8 protein-coding genes are annotated in these 13,744 nt (G+C 46.0%); 2 read left to right on the top strand and 6 right to left on the bottom strand.

The window, feature by feature from the left end; translation table 11 throughout:
- Nucleotides 1-105: 105 nt before the first annotated feature.
- On the bottom strand, nt 106-1,899 hold the full coding sequence (locus H8K52_RS09130) for a DUF418 domain-containing protein (protein ID WP_186922595.1): 1,794 nt from the start codon (nt 1,897-1,899) through the stop codon (nt 106-108).
- 272 nt (nt 1,900-2,171) lie between these two features.
- Between H8K52_RS09130 and H8K52_RS09135 the strand changes: the two genes are divergently transcribed.
- A complete protein-coding gene (locus H8K52_RS09135; protein ID WP_343044168.1) occupies nt 2,172-4,634 on the top strand; it encodes a penicillin acylase family protein in 2,463 nt (820 codons plus the stop codon).
- A 213-nt stretch (nt 4,635-4,847) separates the two neighbouring features.
- Here H8K52_RS09135 and H8K52_RS09140 read toward each other — a convergent pair whose 3' ends face one another.
- From H8K52_RS09140 to H8K52_RS09155, 4 genes are all read right to left on the bottom strand, one after another.
- Complete coding sequence (locus H8K52_RS09140) at nt 4,848-5,318, bottom strand: hypothetical protein (RefSeq protein ID WP_186922596.1); 471 nt, start codon at nt 5,316-5,318, stop codon at nt 4,848-4,850.
- Nucleotides 5,318-7,048 carry a methyl-accepting chemotaxis protein gene (locus H8K52_RS09145; RefSeq protein WP_186922597.1) on the bottom strand — a complete coding sequence of 577 codons (1,731 nt, stop codon included), beginning with the start codon at nt 7,046-7,048 and terminating at the stop codon, nt 5,318-5,320. The genes H8K52_RS09140 and H8K52_RS09145 overlap by 1 nt, the downstream gene beginning before the upstream one ends.
- A 1-nt stretch (nt 7,049) precedes the next feature.
- A complete protein-coding gene (locus H8K52_RS09150; RefSeq protein ID WP_186922598.1) occupies nt 7,050-7,238 on the bottom strand; it encodes a hypothetical protein in 189 nt (62 codons plus the stop codon).
- A gap of 288 nt (nt 7,239-7,526) precedes the next feature.
- Nucleotides 7,527-8,168, bottom strand: a complete 642-nt coding sequence (locus tag H8K52_RS09155) for an ANTAR domain-containing response regulator (protein WP_186922599.1) — start codon at nt 8,166-8,168, stop codon at nt 7,527-7,529.
- A 400-nt stretch (nt 8,169-8,568) separates the two neighbouring features.
- On the opposite strand from H8K52_RS09155, the gene cysK reads away from it, so the two are divergent.
- Nucleotides 8,569-9,552, top strand: a complete 984-nt coding sequence (cysK, locus tag H8K52_RS09160; RefSeq protein ID WP_186922600.1) for a cysteine synthase A — start codon at nt 8,569-8,571, stop codon at nt 9,550-9,552.
- A 22-nt stretch (nt 9,553-9,574) separates the two neighbouring features.
- Here cysK and H8K52_RS09165 read toward each other — a convergent pair whose 3' ends face one another.
- On the bottom strand, nt 9,575-13,576 hold the full coding sequence (locus H8K52_RS09165) for a two-component regulator propeller domain-containing protein (protein WP_186922601.1): 4,002 nt from the start codon (nt 13,574-13,576) through the stop codon (nt 9,575-9,577).
- Nucleotides 13,577-13,744 lie beyond the last annotated feature (168 nt).

Genomic DNA, 13,744 nt, shown 5'->3' on the forward strand with positions numbered 1-13,744 from the left:
GATCACTAGCTTGACGACAAAAATTAAAAAGCGCCTCGTTTTAAATCGAAGCGCTTTTGTCAATTATGCCTTATCCCGCATCAGGAATGAGCCTAGATGATCAAATTAAGTCGTCTGATGATGATAGGGAAGTCGCTCGATTTTTAATGCAGGGATATGCCAATAAGTGATTGCTCTCCACACCCATTCCATCGGACCATAACGGAAACGTCCCAACCACCAGTGACTAAATAAAATTTGCAAGCCGATGACAGCAATCGCAAATCCTAATTGCTGCGCCCGTCCCATACCAAAATTACCCAAACCCCAACCATAAAAGAAACTCGCTTGAATCAAAGATTGCATTAAATAGTTAGTCAACGCCATACGTCCAAATGGTGCCAAGACCTGAATCTTTGAAAATACCGAGGAGCTATGCACCATCAACACGATAATGCTGACATAAGCTAAACAGGTCGGCAGATTACCCAAATTTAACAGCATTTGCGCCAACTGCCAGCCATCACCTGACATACCGGGCGTATGACTCACAGCAATGCTACTGGCGAATAAACTCAAGCCCCAACCGATCGGTAAGCCAAACAGAGCGATCTGGCGAAACAAGGCTAAGTGTTCAGCAGCTTTGGTGATGATCTTGGCACGGACAAACCACACGCCGATCAAGAATAAAGCAATGGCGCCAAATGCCTGCCCAGCGGCATTGAATGGGCCTTCAAGAAACTCCTCTAAACGATGTTGAACGACATCGGCATAACTACCGGTGCTCAAAATTTGTACGTCTTTAAGTATTTTCTGTTGGTTCTCTTGAATGCGATTAATATTATCTGCATCACGTTCAATTTTCTTTTGTGCTTCGGTCTTCACAACTTTCTTATCGTCTTTTTTCTCTTCTTTCTTTGGCTGTGGTTTACCGCTTGCTTTGGCTAACTTTTCAGCCGCTTCTTCAGCATTCTTGATGACCATTTTTTCTGCCGCCAGCTTCACTGCGTCTGGGGAGTTAAAAACGCTGCTCAGCGGTTTTTGATAAGCAATCACGCCAAATACCACGCCGATAACAAAAGGCAAGCTATAAATCAAAGCGCCTGCACGCCAAAAACGTGCCTCGGCAGGTTGGTGAAACTTGGCGGAGCAAAATGCCATGGTGAAAAATGCGACAGCGCCACCGGTTAAAGGATTACGCCCATCGCTCATCGCTGGCACTACCCAACTTGCGATTGCGGCAAACGACATCAAGACACCCACTACCAGCATGATTGCTGAGAACAAGGGCAATTTCTTACCAAACAGTGAGACGATTTTTTCGTTGCGAATAAACAGGGCAATCATGCCCATAAATCCAGTGCCGCCAACGAGAACCCAAGCGGAATCCATATTTGGCGCAAAACTAATACCTGCTAACACAGCCATACTTGCCAATATCCACTTCCACTTGCCAAACAAGATGATTAACAAACCGGCAGCAGTGAAGGCGTAGCTAAATAAAATATCCCCAGGCCACAGCAGAATAGTATGAAGTAATCCGAAAATTCCTAGCGCGATAATGCGTCGGATGTAAGGTTTAATAAATGCCCGGCCAGTGTCTTCTGAGCGCGTCAGCATCACCGCAAAACCCATACCAAATAAAAGCGAAAAAATAGTCCAGAATTTACCTGCGACAAAAAAATTCACGAAATAGGTAGCAAGCCAATCGATTCCATGAACATTGGCAGGAATCCCAGAACCGAAGTCCAAGAAGGATCGGTTGAACCATTCGATATTCATGAAGAAAATGCCGATTAAAGCGAAACCGCGTATCACGTCTAAGGCCTGAATTCGCTCATTGTCGGCTACAGGTCTAAATTCAGGGATAGCTCCGACGGCTGAGGACAGCGGCCTTGCTGGATCAAGTGAGTGTTCCATTGTTTGTTCATTTTCAGGTTAGGTTGAACAAAAACACGTGAGTACGTTGACTCTTCGCATCAGTAAGCACGAATACTATAGTTATGCAAAAACAGAAACAAACAAGTTGCGACGAAATGCAAAATCAATGGAACGAAATCGGTTTAAATGGACTTATACTACCGACAGTTTTTCTAATCAGTCAACCACCTCCCACCTTGACCATGTTCAGCTATTTACATTCCAACAACAAGAATACCACCAGATCACGGTCAAAAACCGCTCCTTGCAAAGTGCTGGTTCAGCTTAGTCTGGGCTTATGCATACTACAAACATTATCTGTTAGTCAGGCACAAATTACGACGGCAGACAAAACTACCAAGCAAGAATGGCAATTGGTAGGCCTGCAACAACCCGCGCAGATATTGGTCGATCGCTGGGGCGTTCCGCACATTTATGCGAGCAACGAAAGTGATCTGTTTTTCGCACAAGGATTTAACGCTGCGCGTGATCGCTTGTTTCAACTCGATCTATGGCGCCGTCGCGGTTTAGGACAATTGGCAGAAGTTTTTGGGCCTAGCTTTTTAGAACAAGATCGCGCCGCCCGACTTTTTCTGTATCGTGGTGATATGAACAAAGAGTGGGCTGCCTATGGAACTCAGGCAAAACAACTCAGCACCAACTTTGTCGCGGGCATCAACGCCTACATTGACTATCTCAGTAAAAATCCTAGTGCGCTACCAACCGAGTTCAAAGTACTCAAATACTCACCAGCAAAATGGGTAGCCGAAGATGTCGTGCGGATTCGAAGTCACGGTCTGACTCGCAATCTCACTTCGGAGGTCGCACGTGCCAAGCTTGCCTGCATTGGCAAGCTTGAATTAGATGATGTGCGCCAACGCCTATCGCCAGACTGGAAAACGAAAATACCGACTGGGCTCGATCCTTGTTTGCCTGAGGGCGTCTTGCGTCAGTTTACCTTGGCGACACAAAACGTTGAGTTTAACGGCAATAGTATGCGCGTCTCACAAGACCTCGGTTCCAAGCTCAATGACACAGCGAAGTTAGTGCAACAAGACCCAATGGAAACAATTGAGTCTGAACGTATGGAAGGCAGCAACAACTGGGTCATCGCCCCGTCCAAAACGACCACCGGACGCGCCATCATGGCGAACGATCCTCATCGCGCCTACTCCGCACCATCGCTGCGTTACATCACCCACTTAAGCGCACCTGGGCTCAATGTGATCGGTGCTGGCGAACCGGCATTGCCGGGAATATCGATAGGCCACAATGGCACCATCGCTTTTGGCTTAACGATCATGAGTATCGATCAGGAGGACTTGTATGTTTATGAGACAAACCCCGCCAATCCTATGCAATACAAATATCGCGGTCAATGGATCAATTTCAGCAAAATACCCGAGCAATTCAAAGTCAAAGATGCAGACCAGCAAGCCTCAGAACTATTGTTCACACGCCACGGTCCAGTAATTTTTCAAGAACCAGAAAAAAACCGCGCTTATGCAGTTCGTACAGGATGGCTGCAAGCAGGCATGGCCCCCTATTTCGGTAGCATTGACTACATGCGCGCCAAAAATTTTACGCAATTCAAGAAAGCCATGTTGCACTGGGGCGCACCAACTGAGAATCAAGTCTATGCCGACGTTAAGGGCAATATAGGTTGGGTACCAGGTGGTCTAACGCCGATACGCCCAAATTGGGATGGACTGCTGCCTGTGCCGGGTGATGGTCGCTATGAATGGGCAGGCTTCTTGCCGGGAGATAAACTGCCTTCGAGCTACAATCCGAAATCAGCTTGGTTTGCCTCGGCTAATGAACTCAACCTGCCAAAAGACTACCCTTATCAACAAAGGAAAATTGGTTTTGAATGGCCACACCCGGCGCGCTATCAGCGCATTGCCGATGTGCTTTCACAAAACAAAAAGTTCTCCATCGAAGACGCCATGCAGCTACAGAACGATGTGCTCTCACTCCCTGCCAAACGTTTAGTTGGATTATTGAAAACACTCAAAACCAATGAAGAAACGGCATTAAAAGCGCAACAATTACTCAGCAACTGGGACTACGTAGAATCAGCGGACTCTGCCGCCGCAGCCTTATTCCAAGTCTGGTTCACGCAAACCTTAGCACCCGCCTATAAAGATCTCATGTTAGGTCAACAATCGAGTATCGTCGCCACCATGCCAGATATCACCCGAATGCTAGACAATCTGGATAGCTTCAACCATTTCCCCATCCAATTTGGCAGCAATCCACAACAAGGCCGCACCACCCGCGATAGTTTGCTGCTGAGCAGTCTGGCAAATGCTTACAGAAAACTGGAAAGACTTCAAGGCACGGACAGCAAAAACTGGCGCTGGGGAAATATACAAAAAACACTCTTCACCCATCCTTTCTCAAAAATCCTCGATGCCGCTTCCCGGACACAATTTGATATTGGTCCCTTGCCACGCGGCGGCAGCGCCAATACCGTGAATCAATCGACCTATCGCCTAAATGATTTTATCCAACTGAATGGTCCCTCATTCCGTGTCGTCGTTGATGTCGGCAACTGGGACAATTCACGCGCCATCAACGCGCCGGGGCAATCAGGTGACCCGACCAGTCCACACTACCGTGATCTGGCAGAAAAATGGGCCAAGGGTGACTATTTTCCCTTGCTGTATTCGAAGCAAGCCGTCGAAGCGAATACCTTACAGAGATTTAATTTACTGCCGTCAACTGCAAAATAAAACAAACTAACCGACTTTAAATCATCGACAATAGACTTCGATGATTTAAAGTCCTCCACCTCAAAAATAATAAAATAAGAGCGCCTTAATTCGGCAGTCTTCTGTGTCCTTATCAAAAAGTCCGACAGTTTTCTTCCCCGTGTACCCGATAAATACCCTATAAATACCCGACAAAATCCTTTTATATTAAACAAGCGAAGATAATTGGATATTTTAGGTGTTCAATTCCGTATTGGCGTCATCCAAAATATCAAGAACCAGTTCAGGTAGCATTAAGATGTCAACCGGCTTTTGAATTATGCGAATTTCATTTGTCAACTCTACAGCACTCAACAAAATGATCTGCCTGCTGTTCGCAAGACAGATAAGCTCAATAGCTTCCCTTGTATCGGTCGCCAAGATTCCCTGCACTATTTTTTCAGCATCATCACTGTCCTGCAGATCCAGTAGCACAACGTCAGGCACTATTTCCCTAATCAAATTAGAAGCATCTTTGATCTGGTGGCAATAAGACACGCTGAGGTTTGCCATACTTCCCAGAGTCATACCTTGCATGTTGATCTGTTTAGGATTTTCGTTGATGCACAAAATACTGCGCCATTTTTTCTTGGTGATTGACATAAATCCCTCTCGAAGAAAGTCCCGTTGGATGGTTTCACAGCCAAATCCATTTGCCGTCATCATCAGAACTCTTCCCAATCAAGATCGATAGTACCGGTGGATGCTTCCAATCTTTTTGTTGCGACGGTCGCTCTCGGCATAGTGGTACGTGCAGTATTCAATTGTGAAATTGCTCGTTTCGAAATCGAGTTTGCTGCGCGATTGACTCGTTGTACTACGGTCGTCTTTTTTTGCTCGGTTTCAGCATGCATTTTCAACTTAAAAACACTGACCACTTCCGACAGTAAGCGCGCCTGTTCTTGCATGGACTCGGCTGCAGCTGCAGCCTCTTCAACCAAGGATGCATTCTGTTGCGTCACATTATCCATTTGAATGATCGCAACATTAATTTGTTCTATCCCAGAATTTTGCTCGTGACTCGCCGCGCTTATTTCGCTAATGACGTCACTGACACGCTTAACACTAAAAACGATTTCACCCATCGTTGAACCAGCCTCCCCGACCAACTTACTACCTTCCGCCACCTTCGCCACAGAGTCATTAATCAAATGTTTGATTTCTTTAGCGGCCGAGGCAGATCGTTGTGCCAAGGTACGCACTTCAGATGCAACGACAGCAAAACCACGCCCTTGCTCGCCAGCACGAGCGGCCTCAACTGCTGCATTCAGAGCCAAGATATTGGTTTGAAAGGCGATGCCTTCGATAACGCTAATGATGTCAACAATCTTCTTAGCGGATTCGTCAATCGACCCCATGGTATTCACGACTCTATTGACGACTTCACCACCACGAGTTGCCACTTCAGAGGCAGACCTTGCCAATTGATTAGCCTGACGTGCATTGTCGGCATTTTGCTTGACGGTACTGGTTATTTCTTCCATCGAAGCCGCTGTTTCTTCTAACGAGCTGGCTTGTTCTTCGGTACGTGAAGATAAATCCATATTTCCTGCCGCGATCTCGGTCGATGCGGTGGCAATAGTTTCTGTACCCGAACGAACCTGAGACACGATCTTCAAAAGATTTTCATTCATATCTTTAAATGCAGTTAACAATTGACCTGTTTCATCGTTAGAATCGACTACGATGTCCGTGGTCAAGTCGCCCTCAGAAACACGACGAGCAACCTGTACGGCGCGATGTAAAGGTCTGGTAATTGAGCGAGAAATAGTCATCGCCAGCACAATTGATGAAGCAATAGCAAATAATGAGATGGCAATGATGAGCTTAATATCCGTGTCTGCGTGAACCTCTGAGCTTCTCGCAGACGCTTCCATCAAATCATTTTGGTACGTAATCAAATCATCTAAGACCTTAAAATAACTCAGTTGAATATTCGCTGTTTCATTCGACAGCAAATGTAAAGCCTCTTCTTTATGGGCTTCTTTGGTCAACTGCAAAAACTTCGCTCGGGAATCTACAAATTTTTCTCGCACCCCTTGCAACTCCTTGAGCAGAGCCTGGCCTTTAACCGACGTAATGGTCTTTTCCAATTTATTGATCGATATCGTCACAATTTCTGCACTAGTCTCAATAGCTGCATATTCATTACTCAGTGCGCTTGGATCACTCACTAGCAAAAGATTTCGCATGCTTCTTGCGCTCTGATTGAGTGCATCTTTTATGCTATGCACCAACACGGTTTTTGGATAGCGATCTTTATCGGTCAGCTCCATATCCACACGTAACTGTGAAATACTTAGGTAGCTTACGACAGCTATGCTGATCTGCAATAAAACGGTCATCGCAAAAGCCAATGCGAGTTTCTGCCCGACTCTTAAATTATTGAGCTTCATTTCATTTCTCCCATGGTGTTCGTGTTTCACGAGGATCGCTCACTTCATGCATCATGGTCGATGTAGATAGGACAAGCGACGATGCACTAGCGATGTTGATATCGAATCCGCTGCGATCATAAAAATGTTGAAATTGCGAACTGATATGTATCGGTCTTGCGATCAAGATAGTTGTAATGGGTATCGACATGATGTTTCCTTATTGTTCCCAAACGGACAATCGTCACGACACCACTAGGCATGCAGAAAACTTGCATAGCAATCAGTGCACAACGATATGACTAGATGAAAATCGGCGGAATGGGCCGGTGACGTATTCAGACGCGGGGGAATGGCGACTGGGAAAATAATTGACTCGATTACGGTGTGAGAGGTAATGTCGTCTTAAACTAGCTACTTAAAAACAGCGAAGTTTCACAGTATTATAAATCAAAATTGCTACACGGCAATTAAATAGACTGTGAGTTTTTGTTAAATTTTATTTCTTTGAAGTCTTCTGGCGCTCATCAAGCAGAACCTGAAATTGGTTCAATAACTCTGAAGCTTGCAATAATTCGTTGGCGACGTCGTGAATTTTGCTACGCTGCGATCGTGAATACATACGCAAAATTTCAAAACTTGTATCTCGATCAACATTAAACTTCCCCATTAACAAACCCACTGCCATACTGGTCTCGCGAGCAGCATTGAGAGCCGTGGTTAAATCTAACTTAGTCTGACGCAGCCGCTTAATCTCATTCGCACGAGCAAGTCCAGCTAGTACAGTGGGAATAATTTGATGCGGGTCATACGGTTTAACAACATAACCCACGGCACCAAACTCGGCAGCTTGCCGAATTACGTCAATTTCACTTGATCCTGAGATGAACATAAATGGCAACTCGACCAAGAGTTCCAGTTTTTTTGCCAAATCGAGACCCGACATTTCGGGTAAATGCATGTCTAACAAGGCAAGATCAAACGTTTTCTGCTGCGCTAACAATATCGCATCGTGAGCGTTATGTGCTTCTGTGATATTGAACTGGGCATTCTGCAAAATCAAACTAATTGCCGCCAACGCCATGGGGTCATCATCAACGACAAGAATTGCTGGCGGCAATTTCGATTCGGCTGAAGTCATATGATTTTTCCGGTAAAAAGTAATAGCTATACTGGCTTAAAATAGATTACTGCATTTTAGCGTGGCGTTAACATCCTGCTGCTTGCAATCACCAATTTAGTTGTGCAAAATGACCCGCCCTGTCTTTGATTAACAAACGAGAACATTCGATCCTGAAATTCCGCCCCGCGGATATAAGCCCCTGCCGCAGACATCAAACATCCTGCCAACGTGATTAATAAATACCCTCAAGCTTAAAGAGGACTAGCACAAAATCTCTTACAAATTTGATGAGGCTTCTGACGCCCAACCCCATTTACAGCAAATCCATATAAGAATATACCCTTAAATTCTTTTGAATTTACAAGGCTCTCGCTTATGCTCAATGTCCATCTTGGAATCACTTAGCAATGAGGATCTTATGCCAATTTTTCAGAATAATGCCGACTCTATCGGCCGCACGCCCTTAATCAAACTCAATCGTGTTGGTGATGGGGCTGGTGCGACCATCCTCGCGAAAATCGAGGGACGTAATCCTGCGTACTCGGTCAAGTGCCGTATCGGTGCAGCGATGGTGGCGGATGCGGAAGCGCGTGGATTACTTGGACCGGGTAAAGAACTCATCGAACCGACTAGCGGCAATACGGGTATTGCACTAGCGTTTGTGGCCGCGGCAAAAGGCATACCGCTAACATTGACGATGCCAGAGACCATGAGTATCGAACGTCGAAAACTATTGGTCGCCTACGGTGCCAAGTTGATTCTGACCGAAGGTGCGAAAGGGATGAATGGTGCGATTGCCAAAGCGGAGGAAATTCGCGCTAGTGATCCAGAGCGTTATGTCTTGTTACAGCAATTTAAGAATCCTGCCAATCCAGCAATTCATGAAAAAACCACTGGGCCAGAAATTTGGAATGATACTGAGGGCGCGGTCGATATTTTTGTTGCCGGTGTTGGCACTGGTGGCACCATAACCGGCGTATCGCGCTATATCAAACAAACCCAAGGCAAAGCGATCCAAACCGTGGCGGTTGAACCCACGACCAGCCCCGTGTTAACGCAAAAACGCAATGGGCAGGAAATTAAACCAGCGCCACACAAAATTCAAGGTATCGGTGCTGGCTTTGTGCCAGATGTTCTGGATCTGACTTTGGTCGATCAAATTGAACAAGTCAGCAATGAAGAAGCCGTTGAGTATGCGCAGCGACTAGCAAAAGAGGAAGGCATCTTGGCAGGCATCTCTTGCGGTGCAGCTACCGCAGTCGCAGTGCGCCTAGCGAAATTACCTGAGAATGCTGGCAAAACCATCGTCGTAGTTTTACCTGATTCAGGCGAACGCTATTTGAGTTCGATTTTGTTTGATGGTTATTTCGATGCGAACGGTATTGCCATCGCAGGCAATTAATTCCAGCGATTGAGGCCAGCGACTACGTTGTTACCCCTTGATTGCGCTCGGGTGCAATCAAGGGCAATGTGATTTCAAAGCTGGTACCTTCACCAAGCGCACTTTTTACCTGCACGCTTCCACCCAGCACAGAATTGATGATGTTGTAGCAGATATGTAATCCCAAACCACTACCCCCCTGTCCTAAACGCGTGGTAAAAAACGGATCAAAAATACGGCTCAAATTCGCTTCGCTAATGCCGTGTCCATTGTCACTAAAAATTAATCGCACTTGTTTGTCATTTAGGAGATCGGCTTTGAGCCACATCTCACCATGCTTACGTCCATCAAAAGCGTGAACCATCGCATTGATCACTAGATTGCTCAGCACCTGCGCAAACGGCCCTGGAAAACTGTCCATAAAAATAGTCGAGGGTAGCTCGATATGCAAGTGATGTTCTTCTCGTTTTAGACGATTGGAAATTGTTAAAGCGACTTCTTCACTGACGGTTTTCAAGTTAAATTGTCGTCTTTGATCAGACACTTGATCGACGGCGATCTGTTTGAAACCAACAATTAAATCCGATGCGACAGATAAATTTCGCACCAATAATCCAGCCGATGTCTCCGTTGCGCGAGCGAACACATCGAGGTTAGAGCGGCGCACTTTTCCTGTTTCAATTTCAACCAAAAATTTCTCACTCATTTCCTGCATCGTGCTGGCGGTGAGCAAACTATTTCCCAACGGCGTATTGAGTTCATGAGCAACGCCCGCCACCAGAGAACCGAGCGCTGCCAGCTTTTCTTGTTCAACCAGTTTCGCTTGGGTCATTTGCAAATACTGGTAGGCCTCTGCATTATCAAATGCGATTGCTGCATAGGCTGCCAAAGTCCGTAAAATATCGAGATCGTGCGAACGAAACGCCATCACTTGGTCACGTTGGATACCCAGCACACCGATGACTTTTGATTTAATGATCATGGGAACGAAAATGCCAGATCGAGCCGGCTGAGTCTCGCCTCCATCAGCTAGGCGTACTTGCCAGTGATCAGACTCGCCGCGATTAATGCTGTCTCGATCACGACTATCGAATTGATAGTCATCGATCTTGATTTCCATCGCGGATAAAACACATTTCGAAGTCGGCTGCTCTATCGCATCTAGGCTACGTTGATACACTTCAACCAAGCGACCATGTGCCATGACAAAGTTAAATTCGATCTGACGACTTTCCCAATTCACCATTCCAATACCAAATGACATTGCTGGAATCAGTCGATTGACGTGCTGATACAAAACTTGCTGTATGGTCGTGGTATCGAGGCTGGCGATAATCTCGCGTCCGATTTCGCTGAGTAAGGCAATATCTTTTCTCGCTTGTTCGGCAATTTCTCTTTGTTCGATCGCCTCACCTGTTCGTGCTGCGACCTCATTCTGCAAATAGATTTGATTTGCACGAAAACTTCTAACACGCAGTCGGTATACCGCAACGACAATCGCCAACAACAACAGCAATAGACTTAAATACGACCACCAAGTACGCCAAAATGGTGGCAAAACTTCCACTTCTAACAGCATCGTGGTGTCACTCCACACACCATCCGGATTCGCCGCCCTTGCATATAGACGATAATTTCCAGGATTTAAATTGGTGTAAGTCGCTGTCCCCTGGGCCTCTAATCCATAAATCCAATCGGGATCCGATCCTTCCAACTTCCAGGCATAGCGATTCTGGCTCCGATTAAAATACTGCAATGCTGATAATTGAAAACTCACCATGGTATGTTTATGCGTCAATCGTATTTTTTTTGCCGGATGCAGCGCACCAGTAATACCAAGTTCTTCGAGACTAGTATTGTCAACGCTGTCTTTTGTACCGATTCCGAATAAATTGATCCACTCACGATCATTACGATTCGATGCTTTTTGTCGTGAATTGTCGCTGTCCGCTATCGGTTTGGTCTCGTCATGTCGAATCTTGTGAGACGCCTGTACAGATCGGTTAAATAAGAGGATATCGCTAAGTACGACTTTCGGCGGGAGTAAATTATCAGTTAACTCTTCGGGTTTAAAGCGGATTAATCCCTTAGTGCCAAAATAAAGACTTCCATCGGGGCCGCGTGCACTCGCACCAAAATTGATGCCCGCACCGAAATGAGTTAGCGCCGGATAAAATCGAGCGAGATTTTGTTCTGGAAGTAAGCGAGTTAAACCCAAATCACTACCCAACCATATTTCTCCATTGAGTGCATCATGCAAAGAATCAAAACCACCTTGCGGCATATTTTTTGCACCGGACCAAGCTTGCAAATGCCACTCACCATTTTTTTCGCTTAAATCAAACAAACCAAGCTCTGTCGCCAACCAAATGCGGTTTTGCCGATCTTGCCGGATCGCCGCTATGGCAAATTTATCGGGTTGGACGACAACTGAACTTGCCTGAACTACGCTCTGGAACGTAGATAATTCGGGACGCCACAAATATAAGCCACCCTTTGAGCCTACCCATAATCGCCCAACAGAATCAATCAATAAGCTGTCGACGACGTCGTGGCCGAGCGCACCTTTTTGTTGACTATCGGTGCGATACACGGTCACCTCATAATTCGCCGAAACATCACGCCCGACTGCCTGTTTGATTTGATACAAACCCATGGCACTGCCAACCCACAAATTGCCAACCGTATCTAAGGCCATTGAACTGATTGATGCACCTGCGGCGAGTCGATTTTTCAGATTAATCTCTTGACTACGCTGAAGGCGTGGATCGAAGACAAATAATCCACCATCCCCGCCTATCCAAAGTTTGCCGTCTGGCGATAAGAATTGCGATTTTATTTTCGTTAATGGCATTTGGCTTGCAGGAATTTTATGAACGTCCCCATTGTCCAGATTCAGACTTACCAGTCCATCACTATAGGTGCCAATCCAAGCCACGTGTTCAGACACAAAACTCATAGCCATCACGATTGGTGACGTCAGATTTTTTTGATCCACCGATTCATTCAAATACAAGCTAAAACGTTTGCTGCGCAAATCAGCTTGCGATGCACCGCCATCACTAGTCCCAACCCATAAACTACCATTGCTATCCTGTGTCAGGCTTTGCACCACGCCTGCACCTAAACTACTAGTAATGGCTCGACTATGCACATAACGCTCTAATTTCTTACTTTTGTTATTCCACTTGCTAATGCCGTTTTGTCCCCCTTGTGCTATCCAAATAGCATTATCACTATCTCGAAAAATAGAACGTATCAAACCGGAAGGCAAAACAAATTGTTGACGAAGGGGATCTGGCTTTACCATCGCTGTTTCTATCCTCCAAATCTGCAAACCGTTCTCCATACCCACCCAAAGTCTTTGCTCTGCATCCAAAGCCAAGCTACGCACTTGGTAATCGACAGGACTATTGGACATCGGAGCGAGCGCTAATGTACTAAAAATCTGTTGTAATTTGCCGTCCTGGTCAATATGGGCAACCTGATTTCCCTGCCCCAACCAAACTCCCCCACGGGTATCACTGATGACTGCGAACACTCGTCCTTGCAAGCGCGTATCATCTGACTGCCAGGCACTAAATTGACCTGTCCTAGTATCAAACTGATAGAGGCCGCCAAACATTGCTACCCATAGTTTCCCAAGCGGAGCAACGGCAATTCCACTCACCTGCCGGTTCTGCAGACTTAAGGCCGTGGGCATTACTTGCCTCTGAATTGTTTCGGTTTGAAGATCGAGCCGATCAAACCCTGAACGAGTCCCTATCCACAACACACGATCATGATCTTCAAATAAGGCCGTCACTAGAGGGTTACTGATACTGGCCTGATTTTGATCATCAAATTCAAATTTTTTTATTTGTCGCCCATCATATCGAGCTAGGCCATTGACCGTACCCAACCACATAAACCCCTGCGTATCTTGCAGAATGCTCACCACACTACTGCTTGGCAAACCATGCTCTTGGGTGAGATGGCTGAATCGTAAAGATTGAATGGAGTCGGCATGAACATGTGAAGCGAGAAGCAAGGTGAATAAGATCACGATCGCACGGTCACATATCCATCGTAAAGAGTAGGGAAGCCAAGCTACTAGGCGCAAGGACCTGCAAGTAAAGTTGAGCACCGCATTGAATGAGTAAGCATCGCTATTCATTGAACTGCCTTGTCAGTATTACCAATTAGCTATAGGGCTAGGGACTAGGGGCTAAAG

The organism is Affinundibacterium seohonense, from assembly GCF_014284305.1.
Lineage (GTDB): Bacteria > Pseudomonadota > Gammaproteobacteria > Burkholderiales > Burkholderiaceae_D > Undibacterium > Undibacterium seohonense.